The sequence below is a fragment of the Streptosporangium sp. CA-115845 genome (assembly GCF_050943795.1).
Lineage (GTDB): Bacteria > Actinomycetota > Actinomycetes > Streptosporangiales > Streptosporangiaceae > Streptosporangium.
The window spans coordinates 1,128,518-1,150,146 of sequence record NZ_CP191988.1; the positions used below are offsets into that span (position 1 = coordinate 1,128,518).

Genomic DNA, 21,629 nt, shown 5'->3' on the forward strand with positions numbered 1-21,629 from the left:
GCACGGGTGGTCAGGGTGCGGGGAACGCCTTCACCGCTTGGTGCCCCTTCTGTCGGACCGGACATCGAAACAGGTCACCGCTTGTGGTCATCGCGATCTCACTGGGTGCGGCGTGCCTTCTCGGCCTCGGCTTCGTCGCACAGCAGCATGCGGCGTACCGCCGTCCCTTGGAGGACATGCTGCACCTGCGCCTGCTGCTGGACCTCATCCGCACGCCGTTGTGGCTGGCCGGGGTCGGGCTGATGCTCTGCGGCCAGATCCTCGGCGCTCTCGCGCTGCGGGAGGCGGACGTGGCGAAGGTGGTGCCGCTGTTGGCGATGAACCTGCTGTTCGCGCTGACCGCGGCCCATGTCATCTACCAGGAGCCGTTCGGACGCATGCTACAGCTGGGCGCGGTGCTGGTGGGCGGGGGAGTGGCGCTGTTCCTGTACGGCGGCCGGCCCCATGGCGGGACTCTGCCTGGACCGGGTTCCATGCGGTGGCTGGCGGTGCTTTCGGTGATCGTGGTGGCGGGTGGGCTGGTCCTGTTCGGTCTGCGGCGTTCCCTGCATGTCAAGGCGATGTTGCTGGCGGCAGCCGCTGGGGTGCTGTACGGGCTGCAGGACGTGCTGACGCGCAGCTCCCTGCTCACGCTGAACAACGGGCTGAACCTGGCCGGTACCTGGCAGCTGTACCTTCTGCCCTGCGTCGCGGTGGTGGGGCTGCTGCTCAACCAGAGCGCGTTTGACGCCGCCCCGCTCCGGATCTCGCTGCCGGCCACCACGGCCGCCGAGCCGATCACCGGGATCGTGCTGGGCGTGGCGATCTTCTCCGAGCGCCTGAGGGTCACTCCGGAGGCGCTCGCGGCGGTGGTGGCCGGCTTGATCGCGTTGGTGACCGGCATCGTCATCCTCGGCCGGTCCTCGTTTCTGGCCAAGCCGACGCGAAATGCTCCTCGGCGCCGGGGTGGGGAGCGGCAGTGATCTCTGCGGTCCCGGTGTCACCCGCGGCGACCAGCGATGCTCTGCCTCGGTGCTGCGGCGTCGCGCGGCACGATCGGCGCCCCAGCACAAGGCGTTCCGCCCGGCTCTCATCATGGCCTTGATCCGCAATCCGGCTAAAGATCTCAATCAGTTGAGGGCTCAGCGCGCCTCTTCTTGCTGCAGGCGCTTGAAGAGGTCTGGGTAGGCACGCTGAAGTAGATCTCGTACCTGCCGCTCCAGTTCGGGAACATTCACCGTGGCAGCGCTGTGCACGATCTTCCAGTCGACGCTGAAGTATCGGTGGACCACGTTGTTACGCAGCCCTCTGATCAGCTTCCATGGGATCTCAGGGGTGGAGGCTCGGGTCTCGTCCGAGATTCCTCCGACGGCCTCACCGATGATGGAGAGCTGCCAGATGACCGCATCGCGGCGCATCGAGTCAGTGGCCCACACCTCGGGTGAGACACCTTCGAGGTAGGAGGCGATCTTCCTGGCGGCTTCCACGATGTCCACCAGGTAAAGGCCCTCACGCTGCATACAGCACCTGGGCGTCATCGAGGACCTGGTCCCGGATGACCCAGTGGAGGCCTTCCTTGGAGACCACGTCGACCTTGCGGCCGAGCAGATCTTCCAGCTCCTCCTGGAAACCGAAGAACTCGATCCCGATGTCACTGTCCGGCCTCAGGACGTAGAGGAGGTCGACGTCGCTTCCCTCGTGATCCTCGCCACGAGCAACCGATCCGAAAACAGCCAACTCGGCAATACCGTATTTCTCGCACAGTCTGACCAAATGCGTATAAACGGCCGTGAAGTCAACGCTCATGACACCTCCCACGTCCCATGCTGCCATCTCGGCCGCGTCGCCGCATGCTCCGGCCCTCTTGGGCCGATCTGATTCGGGTCCAGCGAGCCCTGCCTCTCCGCAGGATCACCAAGCTGTGCGCCGGAGAGCTGATCTTCAAGGTTCTGGCCGGTCCCGGACCGTTCTCGGGACCGGCCAGTCATCTTCAGCCGATGCCTCTCCAGGTCGGCCCGCTCAATCTCCTGGATGTCGGTTCCAGAGGCTTCCGAAAAACGGGGGTCAGTCGAACTCGCCGCTCCGCACGCTGCGCAGGAAGGTGGTCCACTGGGTCGGGGTGAGGGTCAGGGCCGGGCCGGCGGGGTTCTTGCTGTCGCGGATGCCTCGGTGGCCGCCGGACAGTTTCGCGATCTCCACGCAGTCGCCGCCGTTGTCGCCGGACAGCGAGGACTTGCGCCACGCGGCCGTGCCGAGTTCCCTGGTTACGTCGTCCATTGCTTTCTCGTCTCCCTGATCAGGTCGGATGAGGCTCGCTGCGTCTGGGCCTCACCGTGGATCGTCTCGTATCTTGCGGTGATCTCCGCCACCTCGTCGGGATCACCGGTCACCTGGGCGTACACGGAGGACTCGGCGTAGGCCATCTCGGGCATGTTCCGGCCGCGCGCGATCGCGAACGCTCCCATGAGCCCCGTGGTGCTCCATGAGTCGCGGGGGAGCACCTGAACGGTGACGCGCGGGCGTGCCGCCATCGCGAGAAGATGATCCATCTGTCCGGCCATCACCGCCTTGTTGCCGACCGGGCGGGTGAGGACGCCTTCGTCCAGAACTACCCATAGCATGGGCGGGTCTTCCCGGTCGAGGATGTGTTGCCTGTCTATCCGTGCGGCCAGGCTTGTTTCCACCCGATCGTTGGTGACCCCCGGCTTGCCGCTGAGAAGCGCCCGCGCGTAGTCCGCTGTCTGGAGCAGGCCGGGGACGATCAGTGGTTGCCAGGTTCGCAGGGAGTCGGCGCTCTGCTCGATCTCCACCCAGCGCCGGAACCAGGTCGGCAGGCGGGTGGCCTGCTCGTTCGCCTTCCGCCAGGCCGACAGCAACGCGCCGCCCGCGTTGAGAACCTCGTCGACCTTGCTGGCGAACTCCTCCTTGGCGGCACGTTCGCCCCGTTCGATCATGCTGATCTGGGAAACCGACCATCCCAGGATGGCGGCCAGGTCTTTTTGTCGCATTCCAGCGGCTGTGCGGTATTCACGAAGTAGTGCCCCGAATTGCAGGCTAGGTGCAATCAAAGGCTCTTGGTCCGCGGTTCTCTCGGTCATGCTCCTCCCGTCATCGCACAGGGAATGCACAGCGAGCGTGCAGCGCCGTGCGGTGTTCGTGTGTTGATTGTGTGGTGAATCGACTACCGGCGGTAGTCATTGTTTGGGATGGTCGATGGACAAGTCAACAGGTGGCGGATTTCCGGTCAACATATTCAGTGGGAGCCGCCACGCCGGTGCGGACACCGGGGCGAAAGGCCACAATCATGCAATCGGAGTCAAAGAAACTCGGAGAAGTTTTCCTGCCGCGTACGGCCGAATCGGTTTCCCGCGCCCGGAGCGTGGTGGGTGAACTGCTCGGTGTCGACCATCACGCTTATGAATCCGTGCGACTGGTCGTCTCCGAGCTGACCACCAACGCCTTCAAGCACGCCGATCGGGGTCAGGTCGATGAGTCGATCCGGCTCGCCCTGTTCCGGTGTGGCTCGATCATCCGGATAGAGGTCACCGACCAGGGGGCCGTGTTCGACGCGCCACGCCGTGAGGCTCCCCGTACGGCGATCCAGAACGCCAGGGTCGAGTTCGGGCGCGGCCTGATGATCGTCGACGAGCTGTCGCAGGGCAATTGGGGGAGCTGCGACCACGGCCGGGGCCGAGGGCGAACCGTCTGGTGTGAGTTGCCCGCCGACCCCCTCGCCGAGCATCCCGGCACCGCCGATCAGTTTTCCTCCGGCTCCGCCGCACCGGTCACGACCATCGGTTAATCGAAAACCACTGGTTAACCACATAGAGCCGCCCCCGGCAGGAAAGCTGAATGCGACCTTCCCCCTATCGGCGTGTTCCGCCGCTCTCACTCCCCGACGAGAGTCCTGCCGGGGGCCGACCGGCTGCTGTTTGAACGCGATAACGGTTTATGCGATTCCGATCACATATTTCTTGAACCACCCGGAATGCATCCCATCTCCACGATGAAGGGAGAAGGGTGTTCGCCGACACGGCGGAAGCATCGGCCCTGTTCGGTCGGCGGTCGAAATTCGAGCCGACCTGAAAATGGCTGACGATCGGTCCAATGAAGCGGGTTCGCCCGGCGCTGGAGACGTACAGACGGACCCTTGATCAGGAAGAGACCCTGACCCATGACAGAGAGTAGAGCTCCCCGGGTGATCCGGATGCGTTGGAGCAAGGATCGCCCACCGTTGCCGCTCGGCTGCCGGTGGTGCGGTCACGCCCCCTACGGCTCACGAGGCGCGCAGCCTGCCGCACCGCCGTGACCACCTGTGGGAGCAGCCCACACCCGCGCAGGTTCACGCCCGGATGACCGCGCGGCGGCGTCTTGGCCTGTGCGGTTCGTTGCCGGCCGCGGTGTCGACGCGACCGTTGAAGGTCTCCCCGCCCGCTGCTCCGCAGGCCAGACTCGGACGGCACGCGCGACCGACAACGGCCGCAGCCCCAGGTCGGGGGCGCTCGCCCGATCTCACCGCTCCACGCGGACGACGAGGGGGCGCGACATGAGGGCGACTTCAGGACGGCACAGGGCCGGCGCGCCCATCGTCAGGGTGCGTTCCGGCCGGTGGGACGACGCGCAGCGGGCGGCAGCCGCTCAGCTCGACCGGCTGGAACCCGCCTGGACCGTCATGTACGGGGTGGGCAGCCGCCGATTCATCGCGATGGCGGAGTGGAACGCCCCTCATGCCATCAGGGTGGAGGCCGCCAACGTCGACGAACTGCGCCAGCGAATGCGGGAGTCCGAGCTGGCGCAGTTGTCAGGTTGACCTGCGAATCCGCTGGGAGTTCGATGGAAAGCCATCCTCTGCGGGCTCGCTCAAGGGGCAGGTCCTGCTGCTCTCGGTGAGCAGGGATGTCCGGCTGTTCGGTTGATCCGTCACCACAGCGCTTTTGTCGGAGACGATGTCTAGTGTCCGGCCCATGACAAGTACGACGCAGGCGTACAGTTACGCCGCGCCTTCCAGTTTGGTAGACGGGCGTCTGGGGTTGTCGACGTCCGGTGGCAGAGCCCTCAGCGGCCCCGCTCTCGCGCCCAGGTTCTTCAGCGGGGTGGTGACGCAGGCGGCGCCCGCGGCCGCGGCTCTGCTGGGCATAGCCGACGTGGCCCTCACCCGCTACCACCAGCCGCGTCCGGGGTGGACCCGCGACCCGGTCGTGACGTGCGGCGGTGACCGGCTGCGGTTCGAGTCGTTCTCCGCCTGCGGCGGGGTCTACGCCCGGCTCGACGTGCTCGACGGCGCCCTGGACGGCGAGGTGTTCGACCGGGGGACGACCAACGTCGACGTCAACGGGCCGCTCCGCGAGGCGCTGGCCAGGGTGGGCCCGCGTGACCCGCTCCACCTCGGCGTCGGCGCCGACGAGTTGACGGTGACGACGCTCGACGGCGCGGTGGTGGAGAAGAAGGTACCGCTGCCCGAGCGGTGGCTGCGGGGCTTCGCCGAGGTTCAGGTGATCGCGGCGGGCATGGACCTGAGGGCCGAGCCGACAGGTATGAGCGCGGTGCGGTTCCTGCGCTCCCTGCCCAAGCGGGCGACGGCCGACCTCTGGGTCGCTCCCGCGGGCCGTGACCTGCGGGTCGGTGACCGGCCCGGTGCGGGAGCGGTGTGCCTGTCCGGCGTGGGACGCCTGGCGACGCTGCTGCCCCTGCTCCGCTTCGCCAAGAGCCTCAAGGTGTACGGCCCGGCCGAGACCGGCGCCGCGGCGTCGAGCGGATGGGAGCTCGAACTGCCGGGGATGCGCTACACGCTCGTGCTGTCGCCGCAGCGCTGGCGCGGCTTCTCCGGAGAGGGCGCGGTGCTGGCCGATCTCGCGACCGACGAGGCCGAGGCCGACGCCGATCTGGTGGGCATGCTGCTCAACTTCGAGCCCGAGGTGGAGATCGGCCTGCTGGCCGACCGTGCCGGTCTGTCCAGCACGCGGGTCCGCGCCGCCCTCACCCAACTCGGTACGGCCGGCCGGGTCGGCTACGACCTGGCCGAGGCCGCGCACTTCCACCGCGAACTGCCCTATGACAGGGAACACGTGCGGAACCTCAACCCCCGGCTGACCGCCGCGAGGGCGCTGGTCGAGGCCGGTGCCGTACGGATCGCCGGTGACTCGGCGCGGGTGCGGACCGAGGGCGGAGTGCGCGAGGTCGGTCTGGCCGAGGGGTCGTGCACCTGCCCGTGGTGGTGGGACCATCGCGGCTCGCGCGGGCCGTGCAAACACGTGCTGGCCGCCAGGATCGTCGCCCGTACCGCCGTTGAGGTGGCCCCGTGACCGCCTGGCAGGAGGTGCGTGACCTCGTCACCGAGCGCCAGACCAGTGCGCTGGCCGACCGCGTGATCGCGCTGACCGAGGCCGAGCGCGCCGAGGTGGCGGGTCGGCTGCCGGAGCTCCTCGGGGAACTGCGCGACACCGCCGCGCGGATGACCCGTGAGAGCCTGCCGGCCGACTACGACGTCAGCGAAGAGGGCGATCTGACCGCCTGGGAGCAGGAGGAGAGTCAGGCGATCCTGCGCGAGATGACGGGCGACGCGCTCGCCGGGTTCGGGACGCCGCTGCGGATCGCGGGCGCGGGCACGATCTCGGGTCCCGCCGCCGTGGTCGCCTGGCTGACCCGCCGCGAGCTCACCACCCGGTGGGCGCCGCAGCCGGATCTGGCCGATGTGGTCCGGGTGCTGGCCACCCGGCCTGCCGACTGGCAGGCCGATGTGGCGGGCCGGTTCTCCAGGAAGATCCGTACGGCGGGTGATCGCATCGTCCCGCTGGCACTGCCGCTGCTGCGGGCCTCCGGCTGTGAGCCGCCCAAGCACGACCCGCTCGTGGTCGCCTGGCTCTCCGCCACGATGGTGGACGACGACCCGCTGGTCGGCACGTTGCTGCCGAGGATCTTCGAGGCGGAGGGAGCGGGCCGCGCCCTGCGGGAGGAGCGGCTGACGCCCGCGCCCACCCGGTGGCTTTCCCTGCTCCGGCGGCTCCTCACAACCGGACGGGTGTCGCGCGCGGAGCTCCTCGACGGCTGCGTGAGCCGCTTCCTGCGCGGAGGTGACGCCATCGACCTGCGCTTCTTCGTACGGCTGCACGACATGATCGACCCGACGCCGCAGGAGTCGGCCGCGCGGGTGCGTGACTACCTGCGGCTGCTCCCCGCCGCCCCCGGCACGGTCGCCGAACTGGCGCTCGCCCAGGTGCGCCGTACCGGTCCGCACGACGGTGCCGACGTCGCCGAGGCGATCGGCGCGCTGACCTTCAGGGCCGAGGTCAAGCTGGCCCGTGCGGGTCTGAGCTGGTTGAACGAGGAGGTGCGGCGGGCGCCCGCGCGCGCCGACGAGTTGGCGCCCGCGCTTGTCACCGCGTTCGCGCACACCTCCTACGAGGTCCAGGGACGTGCGGCCCAGCTCGTCCTCAAGCACGCCGCCGCCTTCGACACGGGTTCGGCGCTGATCGCCGAGGCCGTCCCCCTGCTGCCCGCGGCGCTCGGCGCGCGGGTGGTCGCGCGGTTCGGCGGCGACACCGCGCCGGAGGAGACGCCGGAGCCGTTCACCCCCGGGGTGCTGCCCGTCCTCGCGGAACCCGGCCGGTTTCCCGCCCCCACGCTGAACCTGCGAGGCTGGGAGCTGCACGACTGGGTGGCGGGCGAGCGGTGGCTCGCCGGCTTCGTCGCGCAGGCGGGGAGCGACCGCGCGGCCCTGCGTGCGGAGATGGCACCGGTCTTCCGCGAGGCATCTCACCACCTGTACACGACGGAGCACTGGCTCGACCCCGCTTGCTGGCTCGCCGCCCTTGCCAAGGCGGTGATCAATCCTGGAGCCGATTCCGTGCTGGAGTCCCGGCGGTTGCCGGAACCCCACCGGGTGTCCCCGCCGCATCTGTTCCTGCTGCATCGGTTCAGCGAGCTCTACGCGGCGCTGAGGGAGGGGATGCTGCCTCCCGTCCTGCTGGCGACGCCCACGGTGATGACCGGGCATCTCGACCCGGACACGCTGGTGGACCGGCTGGAGACGTGCGCGGCCGCGGGTGTCGAACCGCTGGCCGCCGACCTGCGGCAGGCGCTGCTGCGACTGCCGAGGGGGAGCCATCCCGGCGCCACCGAGCGCGCCGCGCGAGTGGGCTCACGGGCCGCGGCGGCGCTCACCGCATGGCTGGCCGAAGGCGGTCTGCCCGACCCGGAGACGGGTCTGAAGTGGGGCCATGTCGAGGAGCGTGAGCCGTGGCACGCCGGTGAGGTCCGGTTGGTGCCGGTGCTGCGGGCGGAGCCGACCGGGCACGACCTCATCGACGAACTGCTGCGCGAGCCGCCGAAGTGGTGCGGGACGGATCACGGTTACCTCATGGACTGGTGGCCGGCGGTCCTGCCGTCGCACCGTGAGGTCGTCTCCGTCAACTATCTGCCCCATCTGCTCCACCGGTGGAGCAGGCCGGGAGTCTGGCCGTCGCATCTGGCGGACCTGGCCGAGGCAGGCGGCCCGCTGGGGGACGCGACGGCGCTCATCCTGGCTTACTTCCTGACCGGGCGGGACACGGAGGCGGTACCGACGCTGTTGCGGATGGCGGCCGGCGGAGATCTGCCCGCCGAGGCGGTCGGCCGCCAGCTCGCGCTCCTGATCCGCCGTACCGGGGCCGAGACTCGTCCGGTGCTGGCCTCTCTCACCGAGGCCGCCCACCGGGGAGGACACGAGCAGGTCTGGAGGATCCTGGTGAGCATGCTGCCGGGCCTGCTGCCCGGCGAGGGTGAGCGCCCGACCGTCGTCCACTCCGAGGCGGTGGCGCTCGCCGCCGACGTGGCCGCCTGGACGGGCGCTCGCGGTGAGATCCCGATCGTGTCGGCCCACGCGGCGAGCGGCCGCGGCAGCCGCTTCGCCCGCGAGTGCGCGCGCCTGCGCGACCGGCTCCGCTGACCGCGGTCCGGTCGCGCTTGTTCACCTACTCGGAGGAACAGGGCGTCAGCGGCCGGTTTCCATCAGGGCCAGGTAGCCGTCCTCCAGGGTCGGTTCGGCCGGGCGGGCATAGGGGTCGGGGGCGGTGGCGGCGATGAGCCGGTAGCGCATTCCGGTGCCCTCGGGGACGGCGGCCACGATCCTGCCGTGCGAGGGGGCGGGGCCGGGGGTGGTCAGGGTCCACACCCGGTGGTCGGCCTGGGAGACCAGCTCTTCGACGTTTCCACGGAACGCCAAGTGCCCCTTGGTGAGCACCGCGAGGTACCGGCAGGTCTGGGCCACGTCCTCGACGATGTGCGTGCTGAGCAGGACCGTGCGGTCGCCGGCGAGCTGGGAGAGCAGGGTGCGGAACCGGATCCGCTCCTCGGGGTCCAGGCCGGTGGTCGGCTCGTCCACGATGAGCAGGCGGGGATCGGCGAGCAGTGCCTGGGCGATGCCGACCCGGCGCAGCATGCCGCCGGAGAAGCCCTTGAGCCTGCGGTCGGCGTCCTGGGTGAGGGAGACCACCTCCAGCAGTTCGCCGATCCGGCGTCGCCGGGTGGAGCGGGAGTCGATCCCCTTGAGCAGGGCGATGTAGTCCAGGAACTGCCGCGCGGTCAGGTCGGGGTAGACGCCGAGGTCCTGAGGGAGATAGCCGAGGTTCCGCTGTACGGCGAGGCGCCCGTCGGCGGTGGCGATGTCGTGCCCGCCGATGCGGGCCGTCCCCGAGGTGGGCTTGAGCAGCCCGGCCAGGATGCGCATGAGCGTGGTCTTGCCCGCCCCGTTGGAGCCGAGCAGCCCGTACATGCCGGTCGGCACGTCGAGGTCGAGCCCGTCGAGGGCGTGCACGCCGCCCCGGTAGGTCTTGGTCAGGCGGGAGATCTCGATGCGCATGTCAGGACTCCGTCCGGATGGCGTGGAGACGGGCGAGGGAGAGGACGAAGACCGCGAGCACCAGCATCACGCCGATCCACAGGAGGGCGACGGGCACGCTGGCCATGGGCCGCAGGAAGTCCAGCGCGGCACCTCCAAACGTGGGGCCGCCGTAGGTGTAGTAGCCGGGTTCCAGGAGGACGTCCGGTGGTTGCTGTGCCGGCCGGTAGCCGAGAAGGCCATAGGCCACGTACTGGCTGTTGGGCGAGAGGACGGTGTCGGCCAGGGTGGGCATCATCCTGGGAGGGATGAGGTTTCCCCAGAACCAGTAGACGACGAACAGCACCTGGAACAGCATCGGCGGCATCAACAGCGGACCGGCCAGGGCGAGCGCTCCGACGAAGAGCAGCGCCGGGACGATGGTCGTCACGAAGACCGCCGTCGCCCAGCCCGGCGCGGAGGGCTCGCCCTCGACGATCGCGTAGACCACGGCCCGGCCGAAGTAGGCGAGCGCGAGTGGCACGGCGGTGGCCGCGCAGGCGCCGAGGTATTTGCCGATCAACCGGATGGTGTGACCGGTCGGGGTCGAGTCCAGGACCCCGACGACGCCGAGCCGCCGGTCACGGACGAGCCGGTCGGCGAGCAGGCATCCGTAGACGATGGGCAGCAGGGTCATGAGCAGGTCGGCCGACACGATCATGGCCGTCGTCGGGTCGCCCCTGTCACTGCCCCGCTGCAGATCCACATACGCCGGGTAGAGGGTGACAACGGTCACCGCGAAGGTCAGCCCGTAGACGATCCACAGGACGGGCCGGCGGATCTGCATGCGGAACTCGTAGCGGAAGGCCGCGATCACTCGACCTCACCTCCGAGGATCCGCTCGGCGTTGCCGAGCAGCGGCCAGGCCGCGGCGGCGAGCAGCACGGCGATCGACAGCAGGGTCAGCCGGTTGGGCAGCCAGTCGCCGGGCACCGTCCCGTGCGTGGTGGCGAACAGGTGGAGCAGCCGGAGCATCTGGTTCTCCTGGAAGAGGTATGCGAGCATCTGTTCGAACAGCCAGACGAACGAGATGAGGGCGGCGGCGGCAGCGGCGCTGCGGAGCGTGGCCGCGGCGAGCAGGCCCAGGGCCGTCAGCCAGAGCATGGGGGACAGCCAGGCGAGTTGCCCGGCCAGGCCGTGGGACGCGGCGGGCAGCAGGTCCCACCAGCCGGTGACGATCAGCAGCGCCGAGGCGGCCAGGGCGCAGAGGGCCGTCCACCCGACCATCACGGCCAGGCGGCGCAGCAGGGTCGGGCGGTATCCCCTGGGCAGGGTGAGCTGCAGTTCCACCGCGCGGTCCCGGCCGATCAGCGAGGTGGCGGTGATGCCGGTCAGCAGCGGGACCCCCGTTTCCAGGATCGTCATCAGGAACAGCGCCGTGTTCTCCTCCCGGGAGCCGAGCCGCGCGCCGAAGGCGACGAGAAGCACGATGAGCAGGACGAGGACCGGCGGGGCCAGCAGGGCCGCGGGACCGGCCCTTTTTATCTCGTGCGACCAGAGGTCGAGTGATCTCATCTAAGTCCTTTCAGCGTGGAGACCCCCGCTTTTAGGCGTGGGAAGGAAACGCGGCACGGCGCCGCGTGGGTTAACATGTTCGAACGGTGGCGATAACCAAGCCGCCGCACGCATGACCTGCACCACCCTCGCCGCCGGGCCGGCGGAGAGGAAAAACGCCTGTGGAGCCGGTGTAAGACCTCAAAGGGGAATCCTCCTGGCGGGCGACTGGCAGTGAAGCAGGAAACTCGACCTGTGAGGGTTGGAATCCCCCGGCTTCAGCCGTGGGGAGGAAGTCAAGACCGGTGAGTTGCGCGGGCGCGCCGGATAGGTTCACCCGTGCCCGCGGCGATCATGGCGGCGAGTGTCAGGGCGATGGCGAGGGCGATCGTGGCAGGGCTGGTCGTCCAGAGGTGTCGCAGGCCGTCCGGGACGGGCACGTCGGTGGCGGTCAGCGCGTAGAGGGCCCACACCGACAGCCCGACCCCCATTGCGCCGCCGGGGTTCCAGCACACCGACAACAGCAGGCTGAGCCCCGCGAGCGCAGCCATGGGCCCCAGCCACGCCATGATCAGTGACGCCAGTCCGGCGGGGGCGGCGTCCAGCGGTGCCAGCACCGCCGAGGCGAGCAGCGCCAGGAGCAGGTCGTAGCCGAACACCAGCGTCACCCGGGCCAGCATGATGACGCGCGGTGACGTCGGCGTGACGGCGACCAGTTCGAAGGCGTCATCATGCGCGGGGCCGCACGATCCGGCGACACCGGCCATGGCGATCAGCGGGGCGGCGAGGGCGAGTGTGAACTCCGCGCGATTTCCAGTTCCAGTGCTCTCGGCCAGGATGAAGATCATGCTGAACCCCATGATCAGTGTGGAGGCCAGCCAGATCGCCGGATTCAGCAGCCGGGCCTCCATCGCCAGCAGGGCCCACGCCCTGTGCAGCCCCCGTACGGCCGCTTCCACGTGTGGTGACGAGGTCCTCCGCGATGGCTGTGACGCCCGTGACACCCCTGACGGTTCCGGTGCGGCCGGGGCCTCCAAGCCGTCGAGAGCGGCCCTCATCAGGGCGGCGCGCACGACCTCGGGGCCGGGCGGCGGCGGAATGCCGTTCCGGATTCCCGAGAGCTCGGGCCATTCGTACGTTTCATGCCGGTCGCCGGTTCTCGATGACTCATGCCGGTCGTAGGTTTCCGACATCTCACGCCGATCATGGGTTCCCGGCGGCTCAGGCCGTTCGTTCATCGACGTACTCCCTCAGGGTCGCTCGGGCGTGGTGCAGGCGGCTTTTCACCGTGCCGACCGGGATTTCCAGCACTTCGGCGATCTCCCGGTGGCTCAGGTCGTCGAGGAAGGCGAGTACTACCACCTCGCGTTGGGCCAGCGGCAGCCGGGCCAGCACCGCCCGCACCCGATCGTCGCCCACGGCCAACTCCTCGGGGCCGGGTAGGGGGTCGACGCCGTCGGGCGGTTCGGCCGCGAGGGGAGGCGGGACGCCGCGCAGCCGGTTGTGCGCCTGCCTGCGCGCCACCCCGAACAGCCAGGTGCTGACGCTGGAGCGGCTCTGGTAGGTGCCCGCCGAGCGCCACACGGCCAGCAGCGTGTCCTGGAGGATCTCCTCGGCCGTGCCCCGGTCTCCGGCCAGCCGGTAGAGGAAGGCGAACAGCGGTCCGGCATATCGCCCGTACAGCTCGGTCAGCGCGCTCGCGTCGCCGTCGGCGACCCTGGCCAGTACGCGTGTGTCGTCGTCCCGCGCACGGCCACGCCGACCTGCGACGCCGAACCAGCGCGGTGTCATTCCTCCGGTTCCCCCATCCACGACAGGTGTGTAGCGCCGACCAGGTCCCGGGGTTCACCCGGTCTCGCATCCCGCCAGGATCGGTCTTCGGCACCCGGTTTCCCGCTGTTCACGGGGATGTGGTCCGAATATCGCCCGCTGCTTCCTACCGGCCAGTAATGGTGCCTAGGGTAGATGGGTAGATACATCGCGTAAGGCGACAAGTCGCACCCCAGGGGGTTGCAGGATGACGGCGCGAATGGGCACCGCACGGCTCGGTCCTGCCGAGCGGTCCGCCGCACTGGCGCAGCTGAGCGCCGAGGAACTCGACGTGGTGGTGATCGGGGGCGGAGTCGTCGGAGCGGGGGTCGCGCTGGACGCGGCGACCCGGGGGTTGTCGGTCGGGCTGCTGGAGGCGCGCGACTTCGCCTCGGGCACCTCGTCCAGATCGTCCAAGCTGATCCACGGGGGTTTGCGTTACCTGGAACAGCTCAACTTCGAGCTGGTCAGGGAGGCGCTCCAGGAGCGGGCCCTGCTGCTGCAACGGATCGCCCCGCACCTGGTGCGGCCGGTGCCCTTCCTGTTCCCGCTCAAGCACACGGGCTGGGAGCGGCCCTATGTCGGCGCGGGCCTGGTGCTGTACGACACGATGGGCTTCTCCGCCGGCCTCACCCGGGGCGTGCCCGGCCATCGGCACCTGTCGCGTACCAGGGCGCTGCGGCTCGCGCCCGCGCTGCGGAAGTCGGCGTTCTCCGGCGCGGTGCAGTACTGGGACGCCCAGGTCGACGACGCCCGCTACGTCATGACCATGCTGCGGACCGCGTCCACGTACGGGGCCAACGTCGCCTCGCGGGCGCAGGTGGTGGGCTTCCTCCGCGAGGGGGAGCGGGTCACCGGCGTCCGGGTGCGCGATCTGGAGAGCGGTCGTGAGCTGGACGTGCGGGCCCGCCAGGTGGTCAACGCCACCGGCGTGTGGACCGACGACATCCAGGAGCTGGTCGGCGGGCGCGGGCAGATCCACGTGCGCGCCTCCAAGGGCATCCACCTGGTGGTGCCGCGCGACCGGATCCACTCGCTCACCGGGATCATCCTGCGCACCGAGAAGTCGGTGCTGTTCGTCATCCCCTGGGGCCGTCACTGGATCATCGGCACCACCGACACCGCCTGGGAGCTGGACCGGGCGCACCCGGCGGCGTCGCGGTCGGACATCGACTACATCCTCGACCATGTGAACGAGGTGCTCTCGGTCCCGCTCACCCACGAGGACGTCGAGGGCGTCTACGCGGGGCTGCGCCCGCTGCTGTCGGGGGAGTCCGAGGAGACCTCCAAGCTCTCCCGCGAGCATGTGGTGGCCCACCCGGTCCCGGGGCTGGTCATGGTGGCCGGAGGGAAATACACGACATATCGCGTTATGGCGAAGGATGCGGTGGACGCGGTGGCGCACGGTCTGGACCAGCGGGTCCCGCCCTCCTGCACCGACCGCGTCCCGCTGGCCGGGGCCGAGGGCTACCAGGCGCTGTGGAACTCCAGGCAGCGGCTGGCCCACTCCTCCGGGCTGCACGTGGCCAGGATCGAGCACCTGCTCCAGCGGTACGGCTCGATGATCGACGAGGTGCTGGAGCTGATCGAGCGGGACCCGTCGCTGGCCAAACCGCTGACCGGAGCGGACGACTACCTCCGGGCGGAGGTGGTCTACGCGGCCACCCACGAGGGGGCCAGGCATGTGAACGACGTGCTGACCCGGCGCACGCACATCTCGATCGAGACCTTCCACCGTGGCGTGGCCGTGGTCGAGGAGGCCGCCCAGCTGCTCGCCGGGCCGCTGGGCTGGGACGACGAGCAGATCAAGCGTGAGGTGGGCTACTACACCAAGCGCGTCGAGTCGGAGCGCCTCTCCCAGGAGCAGGACACCGACCAGGAGGCCGACGCCATCCGCCTCGGCGCCCCGGAGATCGTCCCGGTGGCCGGACCGGACGTCCAGCCGGTCCACCCGATCTAAGCCGGAGCGAGCCTCAAGGCCGGACACCGGCCCGCGGACCGCGCGGTCACCCAAACGTGCCCGGTCGTGGCCAGGGCGGTCCCGGGCCGGCACGGGCGCGGATCGGGCGAAGCCCTCAGTAGATCGTTCACGCGCACGTAGCGCGCGGTTGCCCGGGTGTCCGTCTCGGCTGTCACGAACCGGGCGCGCCCCCTCGTCCGCTCTCCGCGGCCATGCCTTTCTGCCGCCACCTCCGGACATCGGTCACGAAGAGGGGCGCGGGCGGACCTCCGCGCGGCTGCTCGGCCTGCTCGGCCTGCTCGGCCTGCTCGGCCTGCTCGGCCTGCTCGGCCTGCTCGGCCTGCTCGGCCTGCTCGGCCTGCTCGGCCTGCACGGCCTTCACGGTCGGCCGACCCGGTTCCGGTGATGCTCACCGTGGCCGTCGCGGTCACCGCCGGACCACATCCGGCCGTGATCCATGTCACAGTCCAGCCGGATGAGAACCCGCGGCGGCCCCCTCGGCTACTCACCGAGTAGATCCCGGATGGACAAGGGATCACCAGGGCCATACGGGCCGGGAAGACTTTCGCGAAGGAGTCACCATGAACAAGGGAATGATCGCTGCGATCGTCGGGGCGAGCTTGACGGTCGGGGTTCTCGGACTGGGTGCCGACAGCGCGTTCGCCGGCGACAAGGTCGGCACGACAGGCAAGATCGTAGCCGAGGCGGCGCCGAAGCCGCCGAAGGGGGCCAGGGCCGTCGTCCAGGTCAGCCCCAACCCCACCGCCAAGCGAGGCGAGGAGCTGACGATCACCGGCCACTGCGGCGGGGGTAAGGGGCTCAAGGCCGTGGTCAGCGGCGCGTATGGCGGCGTACCGTCGCTGGAGAACATCCGTATCATCGACGACAACCCGAAGAAGTTCTTGGCCAAGGCGACCCTTTCCCACAAGATCGGCAATGGTGTCGGCCCCGTCTTCGTCGACTGCGGCGGCGAGGTCGGCGTGACCCTCCTGGTCACCCACGTCTGATCCGATCCTTCCCGCACGGGTCTGTGAGCAGGAGACGAACCAAGGGTTCGCTGGGCTTGTCCGCCGGCGCTCCGGCTTCTTCGAGGGGTGATCTGCCGCGGCCCGCCCGCGAGGACGAACCTTCGCGAGCGGGCCGCGGTCGTGCACACCGTTGCGTCAGGTCGAGTCGACCGATCAGACCGTGAAGGGCCGACTCGACCTGGAACGCCACAGTGGTCGTACTCCTGAGGGAGTGATCATCCGCATCCCGCGGTGTTTTCTCGCGCTGCCCGCCGCCTCGTGGCACGACCACACCGGCGGCCAGGCCGCACCGCGCTCACGGACCGCCTACGACCACTGATTCCCCTTGGACTCGATCACTTAGCGGGTGAAGGCCTGGAACTCGGCGGCGCGTAGCTGGTCCCTGGCGGGGCTGGCGGTGCCGCAGTCGGTGGCGGAGTTGGGGTCGGCGTCCTGCTCACCGGCGTAGAGCGGGTTGCCGGTGCACTGGGTGGAGACGGCCCGCAGGGTCAGGTGGGTCGCGGTGGTCGTCGGGATCTTGAAGGACTTGATGAGCAGGTCGGCGCCCCGGGGGCGTGGCAGGCGGGTCTGGAAGGCGTCGGCGGGACTGGTGTAGACGACCGAGAAGGACGCGGGTGAGGCACAGTCCTTCTTCGCGGCGTTGCAGGCCAGGACCTCGAAGGCGCGCAGGGCGCTGAAACGGTTCTGGCCGCCGGGGTCGGCCGGGTCGTTGACGTTGGGCCGGAGCATGGCGCTGACCTGCACCCGGCGGACCTTCACCGGGTCGGTCCCGGCCAGGTCCACGGTGACGGACCTGCCGTTGACCGGTCCGGTGAGCGAGGCCCAGTTCGTCGCCTCGGTCTCGTCGATCAACTTGCCGTGGTTGACGCCGTCACCCGTCGCAGTGGCGCCAAGCGCCGCCGAGGCGACGTTCTTCGGCACCGCCAGCGGCAGCGGCAGCTTCACGCCGGGCAGCACCGCGAACTTCACCCGGGTGTGCCCGAACCCGTTGCCCGCGACCACGAAGTCGTAGACCCCCGGGGTCATCTCGACGGTGTCGCCGAGTTCGGTCGCCGGGTCGGTGTCGGCCACCGGCACGACGCGGCCCTCGTAGTCGCCGACGTACAGCCGGAGCGCCGCGTCCTTGGCCTCAAGCAACGGCTTGAGCTGGAGCTTCCCGTTCTTCCCGGCGGGGTCGACGAAGCTCGGCGTCGGATCGGGGTCGTTCGGCCCGGTGCTCGCCGCACCCTGGCCGAGGCCGTGCTCGGCGAACGCCCGCCACATGATCGCCTGGTTGGCGCCGCCGAACCGGATGGCGTCGGCCGCGAGCAGCGCGTCGCGGTGGTCGACGTAGCTGACCGCGCCGGAGGCCATCAGCAGCAGCGCGTCGAAGGAGACCTGTGCCCAGCGCCGGTTGCCCGGGCACTGGTCGAGCGGGGTCTGGCCGTCGGCGCACGCCTTCTGTTTGGCCGGGGTGCCCTCGCCGTACTTCTTCAGGAACGCCTTGCGCACGTCGTACTGGGTCGCCGACCAGATCTCGCCGTCGGCGTGCACCTGCTGGCCGACGAGGTCGTAGGCGATGTCGCTGTAGTTCAGCGGTGAGGTGGCCATGTCGTAGTTGCGGATGCCCGCCTTCTTGTCGCCGGTGACGTAGCCGCCGGTGACGGAGGGGGTGTCGCCCGCGGGGCGGAAGCCGTACTCGGCGAGATACTCCATCGCGAACAGGTCGGAGGTGCTCTCGTTCATGGCCCCGGCCTGGGCGCCGCTCCACCCGGCGTTCGGGCCGCCGATCATACGGCCGGAGATCGCGTGGGTGTACTCGTGCCCGATCACCGACATGTCGTAGTCGCCGTCCACGCAGGGGGAGTAGAACGAGCCCGCGATCGGCTGCCACAGGTACATGTTGGTGATCGGGGCGATCCCGTCGGGACCGGTGATCTGGTTGGCGTTGTCGCGCACGCTGAGCACCCGGGCGCCCGCCTGCGCGTTGCCCTGCTCGGGGTCGCCGCCGAGACCGCCGCGCCCGCCGTTGTCGTTCTGCATGTTCCAGGCGGTCTCGGTGAACCCGAGCCGGTAGGACCAGTCGTGCATACGGTTGTGCATGACGTGCAGGTTGGTCATGGCGGCTTCGAGGTCGGCCTCGCCGGGCTCGTCCAGCGCCGCCGGGTCACACTTGGCGGTGTACCACCTGTTGGTCCATGGATAGGCGTACCGGCGGTTCGGCGTGGCCACGTTGCTCCGGGTGCCCACCGAGAACGGGTCGCCGCTGGCGCGGTTCTCCACGGTCTTGGCGGCGTTGCCGACGCTGGTGTTCGTCGAGGTGTCCGTGGCGTGGGTCAGGTCCCAGGCCTTGCCGGTGGCCGGGTCGGCCCCGACCAGGTCGCAGCCGGGGCCCGCGGCGGGGCACCAGGTCTTGCGGGTGTCGGTGGAGGAGTAGTCGCCCGGCGGGTTGGCGGGGAACGCCTTCCAGGTGGGGTCGTCGGGCGCGCTGTGGTGGTCCACCAGGTTCTCGCGGGTCAGGATCTCGCCGCTGACCGCGTCGACGTGTGTGGTGTACGCGGCCGGTTCACCCTCGCCGCCGCCGATCAGGACGACCTGAAACGCGTTGTGCGTCCCGTCGGGGGCGGGCACCGCCGCGGCGGTGGCCTTCTTGACGGTGGCCGTGGCCAGGTCGATCCCGCCGTCCCTGGCCGCGATCTCCAGCGCCTGCTGCTCGGTGAGCCTGGCGGCGGGAGGGGCCTCGGAGGAGCGGGAGAGCGTCGAGGTGACGTGCAGGACCTTGCCGTCCTTCACGCCGACCACGACCTGCCCGTCCACGCCCGCGGGCAGGTCGCCGAACCTCTGCCTGAGCAGTACGGCGTACCCGTCCCCTATCGGGTTGACGGCGATCCTCTCCAGCGTGTCCACCGCCTCGCCGGAGAGGCCGAAGAGGTTCTCGTTCGCTTTGAGATAGGCCCGCGCGGCCTGTTCGGGGTCGGTGCCGAGGCCCTCGGCGAGGGGAGCGGAGTCGGTGACGACGGCGGGGGTGCCGAGAGCGTTCCACCGGATCGTCGCGGTGCTCGCCGCCGATCTGGAGAGCGAGGCCGGGGGCGCGACGCTGCCGCGCCGGTTGTCCAGGTCGGGCTTGGCACCCTGTTCGGCCTGGAAGTCGTGGGCCTTGGGGGGCTGGGCGCCGGGCTCGCTCTGGGCGATTCCCGGCAGCGGAAGGGCGAGCGCCGCGGTCGCGGCGGCGATGACGGTGATGCGTAACCAGGGTCTGGTCGACACCGATCCTCCTGCGGAGAGATGGCCGTCGTTGGCCATGCCACACGCGGATCACGTGTGTTGCGCAAGAGGTAACACTTATCCAAGTGTCATGACAAGATCTTGTAAAGGCTGACATGTCGGTGTAATAGGGACGTTCAGCGCGCCCCCGCCAGTGGGACGGGGGCGCGGGCCGGGTGCTTTCGAAAGGTCAGGAGAAGGGAATCCAGGCCTGGTCGGCCAGGTCCTTCAGGTCGCTGACCTTGAGGCCGAGGTCGGAGACCGTCCACAGGCTGTCGCCGATCACCATCGAGCGGCGGATGCCCGGGTCGTAGGGGGCGAAGCGGGTGTCGTTGACCGGCTTGGGCTTGGGGTGGACGACCGTGCCGGTCCTGGTGACGGCGGAATCACCGATGGTGAGGACCAGGGCGACCCCGTTGGTCTGCTCGGTGCCCGTCCAGGAGTTCAGCGGGAGGACCGCCGTCCCGGTCTTGGCCCAGTACAGGAAGGCGTGCGGGTCCCACTCGGCCTCGGAACCCGAGTCCTTCTGGAACATCTGCGACAGGCGGCGCGGGTCGGCCGGATCGCTGACGTCGAACAGGGAGACCTGGGTGCCGAGCGTGCGGCCCTTCTCGCTGGCCTCCTGGCCCACGCCGATCAGCCGCCCGTCACCCGCCGGGTGCAGGTAGGCCGAGTAGCCGGTGATCTTCAACTCGCCGGTCTTCCGCGGCGCCGCCGGGTCGCGCAGGTCGAGCGTGTAGAGCGGGTCCACCTGCTTGAACGTCACCACGTAGCCGACGGGGCCGATGAAGCGGACCGAGTAGATCCGCTCACCCAGTCCCAGATCGCCGACCCTGCCGGTCTGTGCCAGGGTGCCGGAGTCGAGCACGTGGACGGCGCTGGAGCTGTCCTGCCCGACGGTCGAGGTGGTGGCGACCCGCAGGTGCCCCTCGTGTTCGGACAGGGAGTACTGGTTGAGCAGCCTGCCCGGCACCGTGCCCGAGGCGACGTAGCGGGGTGCTCCGGCCGCGGTGATGTCGAACCGGTGGACCTCGGTCTCCTCCGGAGGCTCCTCCGGTGTCGCCGTCGGCGTCGGCGAGGCGGTGTCACTCGGCGGCGGGGTGTCACTCGGCGTGGGGGGCGGGGTCGGTTCCGGGAGCAGGGTCGGAGCGGGGTCGAGGCCCGAGGCGGCGGCCGGGGCCTCCTCGACGAGCGCCGGTTCGATCGGCCTGGGCCACCACCAGCGCGGGTTGCTGGTCACGTACAGGCTGGAGCCCGTCCCGTAGACGGTGTCGCCGTCGGCGGCCACGCTGATCGGGGTCGTCTCGGCGAGCGCCTGCGACAGGTCGAGGGAGTGCACCGTCAGCATCGACATCCCGGTGTACTCCGTGGGGTGGCTGACCCGCTCGCAGTCGACGGTGCGGTCCGAGGTCACGCCGTTCGCCGACGTCAGCTCGTACTTCGGCAGCCACGCCTCGATCGGAGCCCTGGCGACGATCTCCGTGTTCCGCCGGGTGCGCTCGTTGTCCGACAGGTCGGGCCCGGCATCGGGGAAGTCGATCCGCGGCTGGCTGCGGACCACGATCCGCACCGTCGAGCCGACCATCCTGGCGTCCACGTGGGAGCCGTCCGGGGTGAGCGAGCCGATCACCTTCGGCTCCCCGGACAGGTCGACGAGGACGTAGCGCGGCCCCGGGCTTGGCGCGAGCTTGGCCGTCGCGCCGTACGGGATGATCCCGCCGCCGGAGAAGAGCACCAGCGCCCTGTCCCCGCTGACCAGCAGGTCGGCCGGGGCCCACGCCTGCTCGGCGTCCACCAGCTTGAGCGTGCCGGTGACCTTCCTGGTCGCGGTGTCCACCACCCTGAGCACGCCGCGGTTCACGGTGATCACCCGGTCGCCGTCGGTCTTCACCAGGTCGGGCTCGTCGACCCCGGCCTCGTGCGTGTTCGTGGTGGAGTGCTCGGGCGGCGCCGCGCCGCCGACCTTGGCGGCGGAGGCGTCCGACCGCGCCTCCGCGTACATGATCGGGGGGCCGCCGAGGCCCCACGGGCCGACGTTCTTCGCCGTCGCCGCGCGCAGCCCGGCCAGCATGTCGTCGCAGCCGCTGTAGGAGACCAGCCTGATGTTCCCCAACGTGACCGGTGCCGCGGATCCGGCACCGCTCTTCGTCTCCGTAGCACTGCACGCCGTGGCGAGCAGGGCCGCGGCGAGGGTGACCGCGCCGGCTGTACGAATCGATGTCCTCATGCCACTACGACGGATCGGAAGTGTGTGTGGTTCAAC

The 21,629-nt window shown here is 69.9% G+C and carries 20 protein-coding genes; 8 read left to right on the forward strand and 12 right to left on the reverse strand.

The genetic code is table 11. The features are described from left to right. Positions 1-83: 83 nt before the first annotated feature. Positions 84-962 (forward strand): DMT family transporter, encoded by an 879-nt coding sequence (locus tag ACQP0P_RS07520; protein ID WP_433372709.1) that lies wholly within the window; start codon positions 84-86, stop codon positions 960-962. A 159-nt stretch (positions 963-1,121) separates the two neighbouring features. Here the strand turns inward: ACQP0P_RS07520 and ACQP0P_RS07525 are convergent, their stop codons facing one another. From ACQP0P_RS07525 to ACQP0P_RS07540, 4 genes are all read right to left on the reverse strand, one after another. Then, positions 1,122-1,499 (reverse strand): HepT-like ribonuclease domain-containing protein, encoded by a 378-nt coding sequence (locus ACQP0P_RS07525; protein WP_350953809.1) that lies wholly within the window; start codon positions 1,497-1,499, stop codon positions 1,122-1,124. Next, on the reverse strand, positions 1,489-1,785 hold the full coding sequence (locus ACQP0P_RS07530) for a nucleotidyltransferase family protein (protein WP_350953807.1): 297 nt from the start codon (positions 1,783-1,785) through the stop codon (positions 1,489-1,491). Before ACQP0P_RS07530 ends, ACQP0P_RS07525 begins: the two co-directional genes overlap by 11 nt. A gap of 258 nt (positions 1,786-2,043) precedes the next feature. After that, complete coding sequence (locus ACQP0P_RS07535) at positions 2,044-2,256, reverse strand: DUF397 domain-containing protein (protein WP_433372713.1); 213 nt, start codon at positions 2,254-2,256, stop codon at positions 2,044-2,046. Further along, positions 2,244-2,987, reverse strand: a complete 744-nt coding sequence (locus ACQP0P_RS07540; RefSeq protein WP_433372716.1) for a helix-turn-helix domain-containing protein — start codon at positions 2,985-2,987, stop codon at positions 2,244-2,246. Before ACQP0P_RS07540 ends, ACQP0P_RS07535 begins: the two co-directional genes overlap by 13 nt. 374 nt (positions 2,988-3,361) lie before the next feature. On the opposite strand from ACQP0P_RS07540, the gene ACQP0P_RS07545 reads away from it, so the two are divergent. The 4 genes from ACQP0P_RS07545 to ACQP0P_RS07560 all read left to right on the forward strand — a co-directional run bounded on the left by ACQP0P_RS07545 (position 3,362) and on the right by ACQP0P_RS07560 (position 8,902). Further along, on the forward strand, positions 3,362-3,781 hold the full coding sequence (locus ACQP0P_RS07545; RefSeq protein ID WP_433372719.1) for an ATP-binding protein: 420 nt from the start codon (positions 3,362-3,364) through the stop codon (positions 3,779-3,781). A 744-nt stretch (positions 3,782-4,525) separates the two neighbouring features. After that, positions 4,526-4,789: a hypothetical protein gene (locus tag ACQP0P_RS07550; RefSeq protein WP_433372722.1), complete on the forward strand. Its 264-nt coding sequence runs from the start codon at positions 4,526-4,528 to the stop codon at positions 4,787-4,789. Positions 4,790-4,943: 154 nt separating this feature from the next. Then, a complete protein-coding gene (locus ACQP0P_RS07555) occupies positions 4,944-6,281 on the forward strand; it encodes an SWIM zinc finger family protein (RefSeq protein ID WP_433372725.1) in 1,338 nt (445 codons plus the stop codon). Beyond that, positions 6,278-8,902, forward strand: a complete 2,625-nt coding sequence (locus ACQP0P_RS07560) for a DUF6493 family protein (protein WP_433372729.1) — start codon at positions 6,278-6,280, stop codon at positions 8,900-8,902. The genes ACQP0P_RS07555 and ACQP0P_RS07560 overlap by 4 nt, the downstream gene beginning before the upstream one ends. Before the next feature lie 45 nt (positions 8,903-8,947). On the opposite strand, the gene ACQP0P_RS07565 is transcribed toward ACQP0P_RS07560, so the two are convergent. The 5 genes from ACQP0P_RS07565 to ACQP0P_RS07585 form a co-directional block, all read right to left on the reverse strand. Then, complete coding sequence (locus tag ACQP0P_RS07565; RefSeq protein WP_433372732.1) at positions 8,948-9,814, reverse strand: ABC transporter ATP-binding protein; 867 nt, start codon at positions 9,812-9,814, stop codon at positions 8,948-8,950. A gap of 1 nt (position 9,815) precedes the next feature. After that, complete coding sequence (locus ACQP0P_RS07570; RefSeq protein WP_433372735.1) at positions 9,816-10,649, reverse strand: ABC transporter permease; 834 nt, start codon at positions 10,647-10,649, stop codon at positions 9,816-9,818. Continuing rightward, positions 10,646-11,347, reverse strand: a complete 702-nt coding sequence (locus ACQP0P_RS07575; RefSeq protein WP_433372738.1) for a hypothetical protein — start codon at positions 11,345-11,347, stop codon at positions 10,646-10,648. The genes ACQP0P_RS07570 and ACQP0P_RS07575 overlap by 4 nt, the downstream gene beginning before the upstream one ends. A 275-nt stretch (positions 11,348-11,622) precedes the next feature. Further along, on the reverse strand, positions 11,623-12,285 hold the full coding sequence (locus tag ACQP0P_RS07580; RefSeq protein WP_433372741.1) for a hypothetical protein: 663 nt from the start codon (positions 12,283-12,285) through the stop codon (positions 11,623-11,625). 262 nt (positions 12,286-12,547) lie between these two features. Further along, the gene (locus ACQP0P_RS07585) at positions 12,548-13,117 is read right to left on the reverse strand and encodes an RNA polymerase sigma factor (RefSeq protein ID WP_433372744.1); all 570 of its coding nucleotides are present in this window, start codon (positions 13,115-13,117) and stop codon (positions 12,548-12,550) included. Positions 13,118-13,343: 226 nt separating this feature from the next. Between ACQP0P_RS07585 and ACQP0P_RS07590 the strand changes: the two genes are divergently transcribed. Beyond that, positions 13,344-15,095, forward strand: a complete 1,752-nt coding sequence (locus ACQP0P_RS07590; protein ID WP_355566525.1) for a glycerol-3-phosphate dehydrogenase/oxidase — start codon at positions 13,344-13,346, stop codon at positions 15,093-15,095. A 172-nt stretch (positions 15,096-15,267) separates the two neighbouring features. On the opposite strand, the gene ACQP0P_RS07595 is transcribed toward ACQP0P_RS07590, so the two are convergent. Then, the gene (locus ACQP0P_RS07595) at positions 15,268-15,477 is read right to left on the reverse strand and encodes a hypothetical protein (protein ID WP_433372747.1); all 210 of its coding nucleotides are present in this window, start codon (positions 15,475-15,477) and stop codon (positions 15,268-15,270) included. 199 nt (positions 15,478-15,676) lie between these two features. Here ACQP0P_RS07595 and ACQP0P_RS07600 point away from each other — a divergent pair, with 199 nt between their 5' ends. Continuing rightward, a complete protein-coding gene (locus tag ACQP0P_RS07600; protein ID WP_433372750.1) occupies positions 15,677-16,102 on the forward strand; it encodes a hypothetical protein in 426 nt (141 codons plus the stop codon). Positions 16,103-16,283: 181 nt separating this feature from the next. Beyond that, complete coding sequence (locus ACQP0P_RS07605; protein WP_433372753.1) at positions 16,284-16,442, forward strand: hypothetical protein; 159 nt, start codon at positions 16,284-16,286, stop codon at positions 16,440-16,442. 20 nt (positions 16,443-16,462) lie between these two features. Here the strand turns inward: ACQP0P_RS07605 and ACQP0P_RS07610 are convergent, their stop codons facing one another. Both ACQP0P_RS07610 and ACQP0P_RS07615 read right to left on the reverse strand, forming a co-directional pair. Continuing rightward, the gene (locus tag ACQP0P_RS07610) at positions 16,463-19,369 is read right to left on the reverse strand and encodes a M36 family metallopeptidase (RefSeq protein WP_433372756.1); all 2,907 of its coding nucleotides are present in this window, start codon (positions 19,367-19,369) and stop codon (positions 16,463-16,465) included. A gap of 187 nt (positions 19,370-19,556) precedes the next feature. Beyond that, the gene (locus tag ACQP0P_RS07615) at positions 19,557-21,593 is read right to left on the reverse strand and encodes a beta-propeller domain-containing protein (RefSeq protein WP_433372759.1); all 2,037 of its coding nucleotides are present in this window, start codon (positions 21,591-21,593) and stop codon (positions 19,557-19,559) included. Positions 21,594-21,629 lie beyond the last annotated feature (36 nt).

Bases quoted from the DNA above. Each gene is read 5' to 3' on its own strand.
- ACQP0P_RS07555 (WP_433372725.1), top strand. From the start codon at position 4,944: ATGACAAGTACGACGCAGGCGTACAGTTACGCCGCGCCTTCCAGTTTG.
- ACQP0P_RS07530 (WP_350953807.1), bottom strand. From the start codon at position 1,785: ATGAGCGTTGACTTCACGGCCGTTTATACGCATTTGGTCAGACTGTGC.
- ACQP0P_RS07550 (WP_433372722.1), top strand. From the start codon at position 4,526: ATGAGGGCGACTTCAGGACGGCACAGGGCCGGCGCGCCCATCGTCAGG.
- ACQP0P_RS07525 (WP_350953809.1), bottom strand. From the start codon at position 1,499: ATGCAGCGTGAGGGCCTTTACCTGGTGGACATCGTGGAAGCCGCCAGG.
- ACQP0P_RS07575 (WP_433372738.1), bottom strand. From the start codon at position 11,347: ATGAGATCACTCGACCTCTGGTCGCACGAGATAAAAAGGGCCGGTCCC.
- ACQP0P_RS07600 (WP_433372750.1), top strand. From the start codon at position 15,677: ATGAACAAGGGAATGATCGCTGCGATCGTCGGGGCGAGCTTGACGGTC.
- ACQP0P_RS07615 (WP_433372759.1), bottom strand. From the start codon at position 21,593: ATGAGGACATCGATTCGTACAGCCGGCGCGGTCACCCTCGCCGCGGCC.
- ACQP0P_RS07540 (WP_433372716.1), bottom strand. From the start codon at position 2,987: ATGCGACAAAAAGACCTGGCCGCCATCCTGGGATGGTCGGTTTCCCAG.
- ACQP0P_RS07585 (WP_433372744.1), bottom strand. From the start codon at position 13,117: ATGACACCGCGCTGGTTCGGCGTCGCAGGTCGGCGTGGCCGTGCGCGG.
- ACQP0P_RS07590 (WP_355566525.1), top strand. From the start codon at position 13,344: ATGACGGCGCGAATGGGCACCGCACGGCTCGGTCCTGCCGAGCGGTCC.
- ACQP0P_RS07565 (WP_433372732.1), bottom strand. From the start codon at position 9,814: ATGCGCATCGAGATCTCCCGCCTGACCAAGACCTACCGGGGCGGCGTG.
- ACQP0P_RS07535 (WP_433372713.1), bottom strand. From the start codon at position 2,256: ATGGACGACGTAACCAGGGAACTCGGCACGGCCGCGTGGCGCAAGTCC.